At 70.2% G+C, this 16,379-nt stretch carries 16 protein-coding genes, 1 tRNA gene and 1 pseudogene; 10 read left to right on the top strand and 8 right to left on the bottom strand.

Annotated elements, in window-relative coordinates; translation table 11 throughout:
* Positions 1–169: 169 nt before the first annotated feature.
* Positions 170–292: a hypothetical protein gene (locus tag VXC91_RS10620; RefSeq protein ID WP_329506859.1), complete on the bottom strand. Its 123-nt coding sequence runs from the start codon at positions 290–292 to the stop codon at positions 170–172.
* Between the two features lie 233 nt (positions 293–525).
* Positions 526–609, bottom strand: a pseudogene (locus tag VXC91_RS46965) (hypothetical protein); the annotation flags it as partial.
* A 232-nt stretch (positions 610–841) separates the two neighbouring features.
* Between VXC91_RS46965 and VXC91_RS10610 the strand changes: the two are divergent.
* Complete coding sequence (locus VXC91_RS10610) at positions 842–982, top strand: hypothetical protein (protein ID WP_329506854.1); 141 nt, start codon at positions 842–844, stop codon at positions 980–982.
* Positions 983–1,121: 139 nt separating this feature from the next.
* Here the strand turns inward: VXC91_RS10610 and VXC91_RS10605 are convergent.
* From VXC91_RS10605 to VXC91_RS10595, 3 genes are all read right to left on the bottom strand, one after another.
* Positions 1,122–1,206, bottom strand: a tRNA-Ser gene (locus VXC91_RS10605).
* Between the two features lie 215 nt (positions 1,207–1,421).
* The gene (locus VXC91_RS10600; protein ID WP_329506853.1) at positions 1,422–1,943 is read right to left on the bottom strand and encodes an alkaline phosphatase; all 522 of its coding nucleotides are present in this window, start codon (positions 1,941–1,943) and stop codon (positions 1,422–1,424) included.
* A gap of 323 nt (positions 1,944–2,266) precedes the next feature.
* A complete protein-coding gene (locus tag VXC91_RS10595) occupies positions 2,267–3,751 on the bottom strand; it encodes a S1C family serine protease (RefSeq protein ID WP_329506852.1) in 1,485 nt (494 codons plus the stop codon).
* A 280-nt stretch (positions 3,752–4,031) separates the two neighbouring features.
* On the opposite strand from VXC91_RS10595, the gene VXC91_RS10590 reads away from it, so the two are divergent.
* The 3 genes from VXC91_RS10590 to VXC91_RS10580 all read left to right on the top strand — a co-directional run bounded on the left by VXC91_RS10590 (position 4,032) and on the right by VXC91_RS10580 (position 6,908).
* A complete protein-coding gene (locus VXC91_RS10590; RefSeq protein ID WP_329506851.1) occupies positions 4,032–4,841 on the top strand; it encodes a glycerophosphodiester phosphodiesterase in 810 nt (269 codons plus the stop codon).
* A gap of 104 nt (positions 4,842–4,945) precedes the next feature.
* The gene (locus VXC91_RS10585; RefSeq protein ID WP_329506850.1) at positions 4,946–5,578 is read left to right on the top strand and encodes an ATP-binding protein; all 633 of its coding nucleotides are present in this window, start codon (positions 4,946–4,948) and stop codon (positions 5,576–5,578) included.
* 364 nt (positions 5,579–5,942) lie between these two features.
* Positions 5,943–6,908: a DUF5926 family protein gene (locus VXC91_RS10580; RefSeq protein WP_329506849.1), complete on the top strand. Its 966-nt coding sequence runs from the start codon at positions 5,943–5,945 to the stop codon at positions 6,906–6,908.
* Between the two features lie 256 nt (positions 6,909–7,164).
* Here the strand turns inward: VXC91_RS10580 and VXC91_RS10575 are convergent, their stop codons facing one another.
* Positions 7,165–7,764 carry a hypothetical protein gene (locus VXC91_RS10575; protein ID WP_408057362.1) on the bottom strand — a complete coding sequence of 200 codons (600 nt, stop codon included), beginning with the start codon at positions 7,762–7,764 and terminating at the stop codon, positions 7,165–7,167.
* Between the two features lie 56 nt (positions 7,765–7,820).
* A complete protein-coding gene (locus tag VXC91_RS10570; RefSeq protein ID WP_329506848.1) occupies positions 7,821–8,486 on the bottom strand; it encodes a bifunctional DNA primase/polymerase in 666 nt (221 codons plus the stop codon).
* 480 nt (positions 8,487–8,966) lie between these two features.
* Here VXC91_RS10570 and VXC91_RS10565 point away from each other — a divergent pair, with 480 nt between their 5' ends.
* Together VXC91_RS10565 and VXC91_RS10560 are read left to right on the top strand one after the other, a co-directional pair.
* Positions 8,967–10,484 (top strand): PP2C family protein-serine/threonine phosphatase, encoded by a 1,518-nt coding sequence (locus VXC91_RS10565; RefSeq protein ID WP_329506847.1) that lies wholly within the window; start codon positions 8,967–8,969, stop codon positions 10,482–10,484.
* Positions 10,485–10,588: 104 nt separating this feature from the next.
* Complete coding sequence (locus VXC91_RS10560; RefSeq protein ID WP_329506846.1) at positions 10,589–12,046, top strand: aminopeptidase P family protein; 1,458 nt, start codon at positions 10,589–10,591, stop codon at positions 12,044–12,046.
* 592 nt (positions 12,047–12,638) lie between these two features.
* Here VXC91_RS10560 and VXC91_RS10555 read toward each other — a convergent pair.
* Positions 12,639–13,085, bottom strand: coding sequence for an ATP-binding protein (locus tag VXC91_RS10555; RefSeq protein ID WP_329506845.1), 447 nt, complete (start codon positions 13,083–13,085; stop codon positions 12,639–12,641).
* Between the two features lie 253 nt (positions 13,086–13,338).
* Here VXC91_RS10555 and VXC91_RS10550 point away from each other — a divergent pair, with 253 nt between their 5' ends.
* The 4 genes from VXC91_RS10550 to VXC91_RS10535 all read left to right on the top strand — a co-directional run bounded on the left by VXC91_RS10550 (position 13,339) and on the right by VXC91_RS10535 (position 16,295).
* Positions 13,339–14,160 carry a hypothetical protein gene (locus tag VXC91_RS10550; RefSeq protein WP_329506844.1) on the top strand — a complete coding sequence of 274 codons (822 nt, stop codon included), beginning with the start codon at positions 13,339–13,341 and terminating at the stop codon, positions 14,158–14,160.
* 150 nt (positions 14,161–14,310) lie between these two features.
* Positions 14,311–15,060: a YcnI family copper-binding membrane protein gene (locus tag VXC91_RS10545; protein WP_329506843.1), complete on the top strand. Its 750-nt coding sequence runs from the start codon at positions 14,311–14,313 to the stop codon at positions 15,058–15,060.
* Between the two features lie 105 nt (positions 15,061–15,165).
* Complete coding sequence (locus VXC91_RS10540) at positions 15,166–15,837, top strand: SCO family protein (protein WP_329506857.1); 672 nt, start codon at positions 15,166–15,168, stop codon at positions 15,835–15,837.
* Complete coding sequence (locus VXC91_RS10535) at positions 15,834–16,295, top strand: copper chaperone PCu(A)C (protein ID WP_329506842.1); 462 nt, start codon at positions 15,834–15,836, stop codon at positions 16,293–16,295. Before VXC91_RS10540 ends, VXC91_RS10535 begins: the two co-directional genes overlap by 4 nt.
* Positions 16,296–16,379: the final 84 nt, after the last annotated feature.

The raw sequence follows: 16,379 nt of genomic DNA, 5'->3' as shown, positions 1-16,379 counted from the left end.
CCGCATGACCGCACGGGGGCGTCCGTGGAGGTTCACGAGGCAGGCCAGACAGGGTGCACGTACGGCGGTGAACGGTTGTGACCGTCAGCGCACTGGACAAAGACCAGGACAACGAGCGGCTCTGAGCTGAGGCCTCAGCCCAGACGCGAGGGACGACGCCGACGTCGTCTCAGTGCTCGCGGTGGAGTTCGTGGTAGGTGCGGAAGTCGAAGAAGCGCAGGCCGTCGATCACGGTTCCGGACTGGATTTCCTGCAGAGTCCAGGGATGGGCGGAGTAGTCGTCGGTGGCCACGCCTCCATGCTGAAGCAGCAGCGCGACCAGTTGGTGAACCTCTGCGGTGCCGTCGATCCGCCCGGAGACATCGATCTGCGCTGCCCAGCTGGGGTGGTGTCCGACGGCCGCTTCGAGGACCGCGACGTCGTCGGGATCCCAGTCGGAGAAGAGGTAGCCGGTCTGCTCGTCGTCGATCGGGTACCAGGGTGCTCCGCGGCGTCCAGCGCCTCATCCAGGGTCAGCACCGGCGCCCCGCTACGTGCTTCCTCGCAGTCGACGGCGTGGACGACGCTCCGGCCGCCGCGTAAGCGCGGTGCGACGCGAACCGTGCCCATTCCGCCTGTTCTCGTGCACCTGCTCCGCGAGTACATCGCGCGATATGGCACGGCTGACGACGGCCGGTTGTTTCGGGCTGCACGGGGCGGGCGCCTCCCCTCTACCGAGTACTGCGACGTCTGGGAGAGAGCACGAAAGACGGTGCTCTCGCCCCGTGAGGTGAAATCGGATCTCGCCGCTGTACCGTGCTCGCTCCGCCACGCCGGCGTCTCCCTCTGGATCAAATCAGGGGTGGACCCCGCAGAGGTCGCCGCTCGCGCGGGCCACAGCATCGCCGTCCTGTACCGCTTCTACGCAAAGATCCTGAAGGGCGGCCAACAACACTCCAACGAGCTGATCTCCCGCGCGCTCGACAAGGGCGACGAGTCCTGATCCTGGCCCACAGATGGCCCATACGCGCTGGTCAGCGCTGGGATACGAGCGAGAGGGGGTGAGAGACAGCCCGAACACGGAAGGGGCGCCCCGCTGACCGGGGCACCCCTTCTGACCAGCACCTAAGCTGACCTGCATGCGGTGGGTGTGGGATTTGAACCCACGGTGGCTCGCGCCACGACGGTTTTCAAGACCGTTCCCTTAGGCCGCTCGGGCAACCCACCCCGCGCCCGCCCACCAGGGGCGGAGCAGGTACAGCCTAGCGCCTGCCGACCTTGGGTACGGGGACCGGCCAGAGGACGGCCGCCGGCCGGGCCACCCATCGGGCAGGGCGCCCGGGGACTCTACTCCCGCGGTGGTGGCGTCCGTTCTGCACCCGGTCGTCTCTGTCCCGGAGCAGCCGCGCTGTTCCGGGACGGAGACATGCCGGTCCAGCAGATCAGTGGCGGGGAGCCAGGATCTGGGCCAGGACGTCGTGGACGTAGGTGTTGGCGTGCTTGCCGGTGAACCGGTTCGCAAGGGGGCCGGCGGCCGTCACGGGAACATCGACACTGGTGTGGCCGGAGGTCGTCCAGTCGATCGTGAAGGCGCGGTCGCTGCCGTGGATCGTGAACGGACCTTCCTCGGCGGAGATGCCGGTGCCGGACTCGTCGGTCGCGTCGTTCTCCTCGACCGACAGGCCGCCGGTCTCATGGTCACCGGTGACGACGATGAGGGTGTCCGGGTGCGTCGCCTGGTAGGCACGGGCGACGGCCACAGCCTTCTCCAGCTGCTGCATCGACTGCAGGACACGCGCACCGTTGTTGCTGTGCGCGAACTCGTCGGTGCCCTCCTCCTCGATCATGAGGAAGAAGCCCGTCTTGTTCTTGTCCAGCGTGTTCAGTGCCTTGCTGGTCATCGTGGCGAGGTCGACGACCGGGTTGTACACGTCGCCCTGGCCCTCGGGATGCTGCTGGAACATACCCAACGCCGAAGTACGGCACGTCACGGGAATGGGGAGCTGCTACGCGGCCGGGTCCACAACGGCCCGCGCAGTGAGGTGAGTTGTGGGTGGGTGATCAGGCGTCAGATGGGTTCGGGGAACGCCTCATGCCCGTCCGCCCGTCGTTTCCGGCGCACACGCGATCCGCGGCCGTGACGGTGCAGCCGGGCAAAGATTTCCCATCCGTGAACGTCCGGACCGGCTGAGAGGGGCCGCCGAACAAGTCGGCGGCCCCTCTCGGCTGCTGTCTGTTCACCCACGAGGACTGGGCGTCCTGGCCGGTCCGGCGCGGCCCGCCGGGATCAGCTGTCGCCCGCCCTGGAGCCGAGGGTGAGTTCGACCGTCTGGGACTTGCCGTCGCGCTGGTAGGTGATCGTGACCTTGTCACCGGGCTGGTGGGTCCAGATCTCACCGATCAGCGTCGGACCGCTGTCGATCACCCTGTCGTCGAGCTTGGTGATCACATCGCCCGGCTTGAGGCCCGCCTTGGCCGCGGGACCGCCCGACTCGATGGGGGATGCGCCGCCCGCACCCTGGTCGGTGATCTTCGCCCCACCCGTGGTCTGGTCCAGCGACACCGTGGCACCGATCTTCGCGTAGACCGGCTTGCCCGTCTTGATCAGCTGCTGGGCGACGTACTTCGCCTGGTTGACCGGAATCGCGAAGCCCAGACCGATCGAACCGGACTGGCCGCCGCTGCCGAGTCCGCCGCCGTTCGACGACTGGATCGCCGAGTTGATGCCGATGACCGCGCCCCGGGCGTCCAGGAGGGGGCCGCCGGAGTTGCCCGGGTTGATCGAGGCGTCCGTCTGCAGAGCGCTCATGTACGACGCCTTGCTGCTGGAGCTCCCGTCACTGGAGGCCACCGGACGGTTCGTCGCGCTGATGATGCCCGTGGTCACCGTGTTCGACAGACCGAAGGGCGCACCGATCGCGATCGTCGCGTCCCCGACCGCCACCTTGTCGGAGTCGCCGAGAGGGAGCGGCTTGAGGTCCGACGGGGCGTTCTTGAGCTTGATGACGGCGACGTCGTAGCCCTGCGCGTGCCCGATGATCTCGGCGTCGTACTTCTTGCCGTTCGGGAACGTCGCCGTGAGCTTGCCACCGTCGACCGCATCGGCGACCACGTGGTTGTTCGTGACGATGTGGCCCTGGGTGTCGAAGACGAAGCCCGTGCCGGTACCGCCCTGACCGTTGGTGCTCTCGGCCTCGATGGTCACCGTGCTCGGCAGGGCCTTGGCGGCCACGCTCGCGACCGAGCCGTTGTCGTGCTTGACGTCGCCGCCGCTGGTGGCCGCGGAGACGGTGGTGGAGCCGCTGGAGTCGTCGTTCTTGGCCAGCTGATAGCCGATTCCGCCGCCGACGCCGCCCGCGACCAGCGCGGCGACGAGGACCGCGGCGATCAGTCCGCCACGGCCGTTCTTCGGCTTGGGGGCGGGCTGCTGGTACGAGGCGCCCCAGACACCGCCCGCATTGCCGCCGCCCGCGTACGCCGGGGTGACCGGCGAAGGCGGCGGCCACCCCGCCTCGGCGGCCGAGGGCGCCACGGGTTGCCCCGGTCCGGCCGGCGGAAGCTGAGTGGTCGGGGCGCCCTCCCACTGCGGAGCGCCGGGCCCGTACGCCGGGCCCCCCGCGGGCGGGGAGCCCGCCGCGTCCGGTGCCGGACCACCCGCGGTCGGCGGGTGCCCCTCGTGGACCGCACCCGGCGCGGAAGCGGGAGCGTCCACCGGCACGGGAGGTGCAGACGGGGCCGGGGGTACCGCAGTGCCCTCGTTCTCGGTGCTCACAGCTCTTCTCCTCGTTCCACGGCTGTTCTTCTCGGTCGCACTCGGCCACGCGCGCTCACCCTGCGCGGCGCCGGGCGCGTTCCAGGTGTGCATGTCCTGTTGTACGCCGTCAAGCTTTTCCCACCGGGCGTCAGGGCACCATAAGCCGTGGCTGTGGGTCCCCGACCTCTCTTTATACCGGACCTGTCCGAACAAAAATCTGTATACCCGACACCTCGCCGACGCTGTCACGTCGCCTTCCGACCACACACGTTCCCCGTGACGGTGACACCATGACGCGGTGACCCACGCACGACAGCACCTGGTCCAGGTCGTCGCCCACCGCGGAGCCTCCGAAGAGGCCCCCGAGCACACCCTGGCCGCGTACAAGAAGGCGATCGAGGACGGCGCCGACGCCCTCGAGTGCGACGTCCGGCTGACCGCGGACGGCCACCTCGTCTGCGTTCACGACCGGCGTATCAACCGTACGTCCAACGGCCGCGGTGCGGTCTCCGCACTGGAGCTCTCCGATCTCGCCGCCCTGGACTTCGGCTCCTGGAAGAGCCGCGACGAGGAGCCCGACTGGGAGCACCGGCCGCAGGACCCGGGGGACACCTCCGTCCTCACTCTCCGGCGGCTGCTCGAGCTCGTCGCCGATGCCGGACGCCCCATCGATCTGGCGATCGAGACGAAGCATCCGACGCGCTGGGCGGGCCAGGTCGAGGAGCGGATGCTGCAACTGCTGAAGCGATTCGGCCTGGACGCCCCGGAGTCACCGGCCGAGTCGAGGGTACGGGTCATGAGCTTCTCGGCGCGCTCGCTGCACCGGGTGCGGGCCGCCTCCCCGACGTTGCCGACGGTCTATCTGCTGCAGTTCCTCTCGCTCCGGCTGCGCGACGGACGGCTGCCGGCGGGTGTCCGGATCGCAGGCCCTTCCATGCGGATCGTCCGCACTCACCCCGCGTACATCCAGCGTCTGAAGGGGGCCGGTCACCAGGTGCACGTGTGGACCGTGAACGAGCCGGAGGACGTCGATCTCTGCCTCGAGCTGGGTGTGGACGCCATCATCACCAACCGCCCGCGTGCCGTTCTGCGCCAGCTGGGCCGCTGAGCGGCGCCTGTCACGGGAGACCGAATCCCTCCCCCGCAGGGATTGAAATCCAGCCATGCGCATACGGGGGGTGCACCGGCGCGTTCGGACTGTGTTCGACCGTTATGAGTGCGTCAGCACACATACACGGTCGGTTTCCGGCCGTGTCCGTCGGGGCATCCACTTCGTGGCGTGGGGCGAAGGAGGTCTCGGGGGTGGCGTTGGTGGTGGCACAGGAGGTGCCCACGTCGTCGAGCATGGCCGTACCCCATGGTCCTGCGGGCGTGGGGGAGGCGAGGCACCGGATGCGGGATCACCTGCGTACCGGTGGTGTCTCGGAATCGGTCATCGACGATGCTGTACTGATCCTTTCGGAACTGCTCAGCAATGCCTGTCGGCACGGCAGACCGCTCGGCGGCAGCCTGGCAGGGGACGGGGACGTACGCGCCGCGTGGCGCGTCGACGCCTCGGGACGACTCACGGTCGAGGTGACGGACGGCGGGGGCCCCACCCGTCCGGTGCCCGCAACACCCTCGGTCACCGCGCACGGCGGCCGCGGCCTGAACATCATCACGGCGCTGGCCAAGGACTGGGGCGTCCGGGACGACGTCCGCGGTGAGGTCACGGTCTGGGTCGTGGTCCAGGACGACGTCTCATCGGGGCGTCGGCGTGAGGACTTCGCTACGCGCGTCACGGCACCCCCCGCGTCGCAGATACCGGGCCTGGACTTCACAGGCGCGTTCGACGACCTGGACTGAGGTTCGACGACCGGCATCGAGACCGTCGACCTGACCCGAGACCGTCGGTCCGGGGCCGGAACGATCCGGGCCACCCACCCGACACGGGGGCCGACACGCGGGCGGTCCGAGGAAAACCGGAACCCGTACTTCCTGGGAACGACGGCCGGCACACCCAGGGTTCCGTTCCCGGACCAGGGCTCTCCGGCCGCGCCGGCACTCGCACGGAAGCGCCCGCCCGAGCCCGTGCGAACACTCCCACCTGGACCGGCGCACCCCCCTTCGGGGACGACTCGGTGCGTTGTCCACAGGATCCCGTCGCCCGTGGTCGGAGCGGCTAGGCTCGCGCCCGTACGAAACGAGCCGTAACCGGGAGACACCCACGATGGCCAAGAAGCGACCCCAGACCAAGGCCAAGCGCCCGCAGCTCACGGATGCCGAGATCCCGGTCGTCGGCGCCCGCGAGCCCTGCCCCTGCGGGAGCGGCCGCCGCTACAAGGCCTGCCACGGCCGGGCCGCCGCACACGCGGTGACCGAGCTGGTGCAGCGTCCGTTCGAGGGACTCGCCGGCGAGTGCGACTGGGTGGCGCTGCGCGAGCTGGTGCCCGCGGCGACCGTCGAGCTCACGCTCAGGGAGGGCCTCCCCGAGGGCGTCCCGTCCGTCGTGCTCGCCACAGTCCTGCCGATGGCCTGGCCGGCGCTGCGCCGGGACGACGGCACGGTCCTGATCGGTCTGCAGAACGACACGGCGTCGGGTGACATCAGCCGTGACCTCGCGGACACCCTGCAACGCGCCCTCGACGCCGACCCCGGCACCCCGGTCCAGGGCCGCCGCGCGCCCGCCGGCGGACCGCGGCTGCAGGACCTGCTGGACCCGGAGGGCCCCTTCGAACCGGTCGTGCACAGCGGCTTCGAGTTCTGGGTCCCGGACGCGGAGAACGCGACGCCGGAGGTGGCCGCCTCCCTGGAGCGGGCCAATGCGGCCGCCATCCCCACCGTGAAGCTCAAGGGTGTGGACGCCGCGTACTGGTGCGAGACCCCGGACAAGAACCACCTGCGGTGGGTCATGCCGCACCCCGAGGAGCAGCTTCTGGACGCTCTCGCGCGGCTGCAGGCGGCCGGGCAGTCGACTATCGGCGAGGGCACGCGCCTGGTCGGCTCCTTCCGCGCGCACGGGCTCACGGTGCCGGTCTGGGACCTGCCCAGCGGGATGGGTGCGGAGGACATCGAGAAGCCCGCCGCCGAGTTCGCCGAACGTCTCGCGACCGCCCTCGCCTCGAAGGAACCGCTCACCGCCGACGAGCGCCGGGTTCGCGGCGGGCTGACCAACCGACAAGTGACGCTCAGCTGACACGGGACGTTCTCCTGACCGGCCGGTCAGCTCGTCCGGGCCCCGCGTCGCGGGTGATGCCTGTCACAAGTACCCGCTGCGACAGGTAAATCCGTGTCCGAATAGCCGAGACCGAATTTGCGAACCGGCGATCTCTTGTTACCGTTCCAGTAGCCCGGTTGCTGGTGCATCCCCCGTCGCCAGCAACCGGGTCTTTCCATGTCCGGAACCGGGCAGGGACGCGCATCGGCGTCAACTGCCGTACAAAACCGTCGAGTTACAGTCCGTGCACGCCGACCGCGTCACTGCCGGAGCGGAGCAGCAGCGGGCCGGCTCCGTCGCCCGCGGCGAATTCCGCGACCGCTGAGTACGCCACCGGTTCGCCCGACAGGCGCCGCCGCGGTGTCTCACAGATCTCCGGGTCGTCCCCGGCGGCCACCGCGCAGTGCATCTCGACGCTGCGCCCGTCCGGCGCCATGAAGCTCAGGACGGAGCTCAGTTCCTCGCCGGTGGCATTGCGGTAGTACGTGCGCGCCCAGGTCTCCCGGCCCTGTGTCATGACACATGTCTGCGCCTCGATGCCGTCCACGGAGGCGAGTTGGGGACCGCAGCGGGCGGCTGTGGTGAGACCGAGGCCCAGCGGGGAGCGGGCGGAGGCCGAATGCTTCCGGCCGTCGTGGGGCGCGGGAGCGCGGATCGCGTCGCGATCCGCTTCGCCGACCGGTCCGGCGGACGCCACGGCGAGCGGCAGCGCGATCACGACCGCCACCGTGCCCATGAGCGCGAACAGCCGGATCCTGCCGGCATCGGGTCGCTCACGGACCCACGAGTCCCTTCCGCGCGCCCGTCTCCCGTGTCCACCAGGACGATTCAGCATGGGGCAGAAGATATCGGCGGTCCAGGGGCGCTCGGTTCGCCGCGCGCCCGACACCCTTACAACTCGGGCGCGCTCACACCCGTACGAGTGAGGGCTTCCACGACGGCGTCCACCACCGCCTCCACGTCCGGGACCCAGGGTGAAGCGGAGCCGGGCAGCGGCGCCCGCTCCCAGCGGATCTCCCCGTGGCCGGTCTCGGAGGGGGGCAGCGCCAGATAGCCGCCCTCGCCGTGGAAGCGCAGCGACCCGGGGACGAAGTCCTGCGCATAGAGCAGCTCGCCCAACTGCTCCATGGAGTAGGGCGCCACCAGGATCGCCCAGCGGTGCGGCGCCGCGACGACCGGGCCGAGCCGGATGCCCTTCCGGTCGAGGGCGGCGAGGGCACGCGAGGCGGCGAGGGCGGGCAGGCTCAGGGCGCAGGGCGCCCGGCCCCCGGTGGCCAGCACGATCGGTGCGGAGGGCCGGTTGGTCCACCACCACCGCACCATGCGTTCGTCGGTGGTGGCGGCGAGCAGCCCGGGATCGAAGGGGTGCGCGCCGGGCACTGTGCACTCCGGGTCGGGGCATCCACAGCGGGCACGCCCCTGCGGGTCCGGTGCCACACCCGGGAGAACGGGCCACTGCCATTCGGTCGCGAAGGTCAGGGCCGCGCTGATCGACTCAGGCCTGCCGTCGTTCCGCCTGGACAGGAGCCTGCGTCGCCTTCCGAGGATCTCGCGCATGAGCGCTCGTTCCTTTCCGTTGCACGCCTGGCAACACCGAGGTCCACATCACACCATGTGTCGAGCACTTCACCGTGCGTACCTACTGGCGCATCACTCCCTTGTCCTGGACAAGGGGAACCCCTATGGGCCGAGCCCTGGCTGCGTCCGCGTCCATACTGCGCCCATCACGAGCATGGGCATGGCGTGGGGTGGCGGCACCTGGCGATTTCCCGTCCCGCTCTTACTCGCCGCCTCCGCCAGGGGAGGATGGGGCTTGGCCGTCGGTGGCTAAGACGCCCGGGTCCGGTGCCAGGTTCCGGGTGGCCCCAACCACCCCTGGCCTTCACCGAGTACGTACCCATCACGACCGCTGTGACGCTCCGTCGAACAAGGCCAGTCGACCGCAATAAGGGGATACCTGAGGCTGTTTTAAGCCAACTTTGCTATTCCTCAAGAGAGTAGGAACGCCCCACGGACACCAGTAATCCCAGCAGGACAATGCTGGACATCCCCTCACAAGTGCGTGTACATGTGGAGACACCGCTAGCGGCGCAGATTGACATGGGGGTTTGCGATGCTATCGAGCAATACGCACCGGTTCGAAAGCCGGTCACCATGAACGCCCCTCACCCTTCGAAAGTGGCCGGAATCGATTCAACGGTTCCGGCGCCCGCACACACTGTCGCGCCGACACCTGCCACCGCGGGTGTTCCCTCGGCCACCCCGCACGTCCCCGTCGGCCCCGGAACCGCTCTGCAGGACCGCCTCGCCGGCTGGGTCTCCGATCTCACGACCCTCCACGAACTCACCGAGCGACTGGCCCGCACGAACGCACTCGCCGAAGCGCTCCAGGAACTGCTGCGGGCCGGTGCCGCCCTCGTCGGCGCCCGGCGCGGTCTCGTCGTGCTGGAACCGCGCGACGGCCTCGGGCCCGACACCACCATCGGCCTGGGCCTGGCCCGCGCCGATCTCGGGCACATCGAGACCGTGCCGCGCAGCTCCATGTCGTACGGCAGGATCCTGGACGGCCTGCCGGGCGGCGAGCGCGAGATCGCCCAGCCGGACCTGTTCTCCGAGGACGGGCTCGACCCCCGCCACCGCGAGGTGGCCGCCCGGCTCGGCTACGCCGCCAGCTACGCACTCCCCCTGTCCACCGATGCGGCCGGCCGCCTGGGCGCCGCCGTGTGGTTCTACGACGAGCCGGCCGAGCCGGTGGAGCGCCAGCGCCACCTCGTCGGTCTCTACATCCGCTACGCGACCGAGCACCTGGCGCGGATGGTCGAGATCGAACGCACGCGCACACGCATGACGACGATCGTCGAAGAACTGCTCCCCGCACGGCTGCCACGGGTCGCCGGCGTCCAGCTCGCCGCCCGTCGACACGCCGGTCCACGCGGCGGAGGCGACTGGTACGACGCGCTGCCGCTGCCCGACGCCGCACTCGGTCTCGCGGTCGGCTCCGTCACCGGGTCGGGGCCGAGCGTGGTGGCAGCGACGGGCCGGTTGCGCGCCTCGCTGCGCGCGTACGCCGTGATGGAGGGCGAGGATCCGGTGGCGGTCCTCTCCGACCTGGAACTGCTGCTCAGACTCACCGAGCCCGCCCGCTCGGCCACCGCCCTGTTCGCGTACTGCGAACCCGTGCTGCGCAAGCTGACGCTCGCCGGAGCCGGGCACAGCCCGCCGCTGGTGATCGGACCGCGCCGCACGGAGTTCGTGGAGACCTCGCTGTCGGCCCCCCTCGGGATGCTGGCCTGCTGGGAGGCACCGAGCATCCAGGTGACCGCCGAGCCCGGCGAGACCGTGCTGCTCTACACCGACGGACTGCTGCACCGCACCGGCGACCCCATGGACCGTGCCTTCGCCCGGCTGCATGCGGCGGCCGCGAGCGTGCCGAGGCCGTTGCGCACGGACCCGGGGGCGATCGCCGACCACATCCTGCGGTCGGTGCTCCCGGACGGCCTCGACCGGGCGGACAGTGCCGAGGATGTGGTGCTGCTGGCCGCGCGCTTCGAGTGAGTGAGGTCACGGCTGCCTTCGGTAACAGGCCTTCCCGCCCCGGACCCCCTTCAGTACGACCGTACGATGGAGGGGGCCCAGTGCCGTATCCAAGGAGGATGACCGTGGCGGACGAGCTCACTCCGGAGACCCCGGAAGAGACCGAAGAGCCGATCAAGCAGCGCAAGAACGGCCTGTACCCGGGCGTGTCCGACGAGCTGGCCGAGAACATGAAGTCCGGCTGGGCCGACACGGAGCTGCACGACCTGCAGCCGATCGCCCAGGCCGCCGAGACGGCCACCCGCCGCGCCGCGCTGTCCGCGCGCTTCCCGAGCGAGCGTCTGGTCATCCCCGCGGGCCATCTGAAGACCCGCTCGAACGACACGGAGTACCCCTTCCGCGCCTCCGTCGACTACGCGTACCTCACCGGCAACCAGACCGAGGACGGCGTCCTCGTCCTGGAGCCGACCGCCGACGGCCACACCGCGACCCTCTACCTGCTGCCCCGCTCCGACCGTGAGAACGGCGAGTTCTGGCTCTCCGGCCAGGGCGAGCTGTGGGTCGGCCGCCGCCACTCGCTCACCGAGGCCGAGCGGCTCCACGGCATCCCGGCCTCGGACGTGCGGGAGCTGCCGGAGAAGCTGAAGGAGGCCACCGGGCCGGTCCGGGTCGTGCGCGGCTTCGACGCCGGCATCGAGACCGCGCTGCACGACAAGGTGACCGCCGAGCGCGACGAGGAGCTGCGGGTCTTCCTCTCCGAGATGCGGCTGGTCAAGGACGACTTCGAGATCGGCGAGCTGCAGAAGGCCGTCGACTCGACCGTGCGCGGCTTCGAGGACGTCGTGAAGGTCCTCGACAAGGCGGAGGCCACCTCCGAGCGCTACATCGAGGGCACTTTCTTCCTCCGCGCCCGCGTGGAGGGCAACGACGTCGGCTACGGCTCCATCTGCGCGGCCGGCCCCCACGCCTGCACGCTGCACTGGGTGCGCAACGACGGCCAGGTCCGCTCCGGCGACCTGCTCCTGCTGGACGCGGGCGTGGAGACGCACAGCTACTACACCGCTGACGTCACCCGCACACTGCCGATCAACGGCACGTACAGCGAGATCCAGAAGAAGATCTACGACGCCGTGTACGAGGCCCAGGAGGCCGGTATCGCGGCGGTGAAGCCGGGCGCCAAGTACCGTGACTTCCACGACGCCGCGCAGCGGGTGCTGGCCGAGAAGCTGGTCGAGTGGGGCCTGGTCGAGGGCCCGGTGGAGCGTGTCCTGGAACTCGGTCTGCAGCGCCGCTGGACCCTGCACGGCACGGGCCACATGCTCGGCATGGACGTCCACGACTGCGCCGCCGCGCGCGTGGAGACGTACGTGGACGGCACGCTGGAGCCCGGCATGGTGCTCACGGTCGAGCCCGGCCTGTACTTCCAGGCGGACGACCTGACCGTCCCGGAGGAGTACCGGGGTATCGGCGTCCGCATCGAGGACGACATCGTCGTCACGCAGGACGGCAACCGGAACCTCTCGGCGGGCCTGCCGCGGCGCTCCGGCGAGGTCGAGGCGTGGATGGCCGCCCTGAAGGGCTGAGACGGTACGGAGCAGGAACACGGACGGACGGCCGGGACCCGCGATCGGGTACCCGGCCGTTCATGTGTGTGGTGCAGGACGGCCGGTATGAACAGTCCGGAGCTCGACAGGTTCAGCTCGGCACGGGACCGGCGCGGGCGGGTCAGCGGATGAGGCGGAGGGTGACCGCCGCGAGACATTCCCCGCGACGATGAGTTCGTCCCCCTGGCTGGGCCCAAGAGGGACGAGGTCGATGGAGGTGCTCGGCGTCGTCACCGCCGTCAGGTGAATGACCTCTCCCTGGCCACCGGTCGGCTGGGGACCGGCGGCGGGTGCGGCGGCCGACGTCAGGGGGGCGAAGCAAAGGGCGGCGGCCACTGCCGTGGCCGCGCTCAGCCCCAGACGGTTGATGTGGCGCATGCCGCGTCTCCTGGTTGCGATCTGCGGGGCGGTCAGGTGACCGTGTGTCACATGTGGTGCCGCGCCCAGGGGCAGCGTCCGGTCACTGGCGCGCCGCAGCCACTTCCCACCGGCAACAAGGTGCGTGTCGTACCCGGACGGTCCTCGTGCGACGCGTCGCTCCCCCACCGGCTCGCGCCGTCCGGACCGCGCGCTACACCGCCATCAGCGACGCGTCCTTCTTCCACTTAAGGATCTTGTCGAAGCTCACCACCGCCCCGCCCCGGTCCGGCTTGTTGCCGATGTGGACGTGATCGGCGAGTTCCTCGATGAGGCAGAGTCCGCGGCCGTGCTCGGCGTCGGCGTGGGCCGACCGGATCGCGGGACGCGATCTGCCCGCGGGAAAGCCGGGTCCCGAGTCGGCGACCTCGATGCGGCACGTCTCCCCGTCGAGGTAGGCCGTGACCCGGTACGCCTCCCCGTAGGCGCTGCCGCCGCCGTGCTCGACCGCGTTGGCGCAGGCCTCGCTGAGGGCGACGGAAAGGTCGTAGGAGATGTCCGGATCGACGCCCGCGGTCTCCATGGTGCCCATGAGGAGCCGCCGGGCGAGCGGCACACTCGCAGCTTCGCGCCGCAGATGGAGTGACCACCAGATGCTCATGCTCCAGCCTCCTGGCCGCGGCTCGACATACCGTTACGTATTGCCGCGACTACGCTCGTGCAATCGCCCGTTGGACGAGATCCCGCTCGATCGGCGGATGCGCCCCGGCCCTGTGCGGGTGTATGCGCGGGTGCGTGCACGACGAACTCATCAGAAGGCGATCTTCCGGATCGTTCTCCCGACAACCGCATGGATGTCACCTCGCGGACCTGCCGTACGGAGCCTGCGGGGCCAGTGGGATGATGAGGTCGCCATGAGTGCCCCCGATCAGCGCACGGCGTGCGCCGGACGCGAGATCCGGATCCTGAGGGCCGCGGTGTTCGCCGCGGTCTGCGTCGTGCTGGCCGCGGCGGGGCACGGGCTCGCCTCCTGCTCCGCGGTTCCGCTGTGGACGCTGGGCGCCGGCCTTCTCGGCGTGTTCGCCGTCGCCGTCGCGCTCGCCGGGCGGGAGCGTTCGCTGCCGGGCATCGCCGCGCTCCTCGTGGTGGGCCAGGCCGTGCTGCACACCGTGTTCGGGCTCGGACAGCAGTCCGGCGCCATGTCGATGACCGCGAACGCGATGTCCTCGGCCGACGCCACGCTCGTGGCACGGGCCGCGCACATCATGTGCGGCGCCACCGCGGCGACGATCTCCCCCGCGCAGGCCCACAAGATCCTCGCCGATGCGGGGCTCGGCACGGGTACGGACATGGCCGCCATGCACGACCCGGCGGACGCCCTGTCGACCACCGCCGGTTCGTGGTGGTCGATGCTGCCGTCCGTGCCCATGCTGCTCGGACACGTACTCGCCGCCGTCGCCGCCGGCTGGGTGCTGCGCCATGGGGACATGGCGCTGCTGCGGCTCATGCGGCTGTCCGCGCAGGGAGTCGCGGAGGGGGCGCTCGTCCGGTCTCTACGCTCGGCGTTCACGCTCGTGCGCGCCCTGCTGGCCGGACTCCCCGAGGCGCCCGGAACGGGACCGCGCGCCCCACGCGCCTCGCTCCTCGTTCCGCCGAAGCAGCGGACGAACGCGCTGCAGCACACGGTGATCCGACGTGGACCGCCGTCCTTCACTCCTCACGTCCTCGCTGCCTGACACGACGCACCACTCCACTCGTCCTTGCGGAGGGGCTGCCGTCGTGCAGCACGCGTGCGCGCCCGTGCCGTGCCACACCCGTGGACACCGCTGCGCCCGCGCACCGCTCTTCCCAATGGACTCACACTCGAAGTGGAGTGCTCTGACGCCATGAAGGCCATCAAGGGTTCCCCGAAGGCTTCGCGCCTGGCCGTCGCCGGTGCCGCCGCCGCATCGGCCGTTCTCGTCCTCTCCTCGCCCGCCTTCGCGCACGTCACCGTGCAGCCCGAGGGCGAGGCCGCCAAGGGCGGCTACGCGGTCGTCGACTTCAAGGTTCCGAACGAGCGCGACGACGCCTCCACCACCAAGCTGGAGGTCCACCTCCCCGCCGACCACCCGCTGGCCTCCGTGATGCCGCAGCCGGTCGACGGCTGGACGGTGCAGGTCACCAAGTCCAAGCTCGCCAAGCCCCTCACGCTGCACGGCGAGCAGATCGACGAGGCCGTCACGAAGGTCACCTGGACCGCCGCCGGCAAGGGCATCGAACCGGGCTACTTCCAGAAGTTCCCGCTCTCGGTCGGGCGGCTGCCCGAGGGCACCGACCAGCTCGTCTTCAAGGCTCTGCAGACGTACTCCGACAACGAGGTCGTCCGCTGGATCGAGCCGCAGAAGGAGGGCCAGGAGGAGCCCGAGAGCCCGGCCCCGGTGCTCGAGCTGACCCCGGCCTCCGCCTCGGGTCACAACGGCTCCACGGCCGAGGACGCCTCCGCCGCCTCGGCTCCCGAGGAAACCGCGGCCGGGACCTCCACCGGCGGCAGCGACACCACCGCCCGCGTCCTCGGCGTCGTGGGCATCCTCGCCGGCGCGGCGGGCGTCACGTACGGCGTTCTGGCCGGCCGTCGGCGCAGCACCGAGGCCTGAGGTACCACCCCGCCTCCCGGCACACGCGGGGATCGTGCGCCACCGCCGTGGCGCATGGCGCACGATCCCCGCGCACACCGGAGCACTCACATCTGGGACATGTCCATGCACAAGAAGACGCTCGCCGCGGCAGCCCTCCTGGCCGTCGCCGCGTTCACCCTCTCCGCCTGCGGATCCGGCGACAACGGCGACAAGCCGGTCGCCGTGGTCTCCGCGGAACCGGGATCCGACAAGGCCGCGACCGTGCTCGACCAGCCGTTCGAGAAACCGGACCTGGTCCTCACCGACACGCACGGCAAGAAGTACGACCTGCGCGCACAGACCAAGGGCAAGCCGACCCTGGTCTACTTCGGCTACACCCACTGCCCCGACGTCTGCCCGCTGACGATGAACAACCTCGCGGTCGCCAAGAAGGAGGTGGAGAAGGACAAGCAGCTGACCCAGGCACAGAAGGACTCGCTGCGGATCGTGTTCGTCACCACCGACCCGGAGCGCGACACGCCCTCCGCGCTCGGCGCGTGGCTCAAGGGCATCGACCCCGATGTCATCGGCCTGACCGGGGACTTCGCCACCGTCCAGGCCGGCGCCCGCACTCTGGGCATCAGTATCGAGCCGCCGAAGAAGGAGAAGGACGGCAAGATCGTCTCCTACCACGGCACCCAGGTCATCGCGTTCTCGCCGAAGAGCGACGCGGGTTATCTGGTGTACGGCGAGGACGCCACTGTCGACGACTACACCAAGGACTTCCCGAAGATCATCAAGGGGGAGAACCCGTGAACCGCCGTCTCGGTTGCCCCGCCCTGGTCATAGCGGCGGGACTGGTGCTCGCGGGCTGCGGCGGCGCGAGCTCCTCGTCCTCGGCCAAGCCCGAGTTGAAGGTCACCGGCGCCTATATGCCCGCCCCGCCCACCAGCGATCTGGCGGCCGGTTTCTTCACCGTCTCCAACTCGGGTGGCGCCGACACCCTCACCTCCGTCACCAGCGGTCTCGCCGGCGACGTCACGCTGCACTCCACCAAGGACGGCGCGATGGAGGAGGAGAAGTCCTTCGCCGTGCCCGTGGACGGCCGGCTGGACTTCGCCAGCGGCGGCAACCACCTCATGTTCGAAAAGCTCACCCACAAGCCGAAACAGGGCGAGAAGGTGTCCGTGCAACTGCACTTTGCCAAGTCCGGAACGGTCACGGTCGAGATGCCGGTGGAGTCGCCGACGTACAACCCGAAGACCGGGCACTGAGAGAGAGATCACCGTGACGCAGGCCATCGCTCCTGCCGGACACGTCCAGGGGCACTCCCGCGCGGAGTTCCCCCGCGCGCCGTG

The organism is Streptomyces chiangmaiensis, from assembly GCF_036281785.1.
GTDB lineage: Bacteria > Actinomycetota > Actinomycetes > Streptomycetales > Streptomycetaceae > Streptomyces > Streptomyces chiangmaiensis.
Note: the sequence above shows the minus strand (reverse complement) of the source record. Positions and strands in the feature narration are given on the sequence as shown.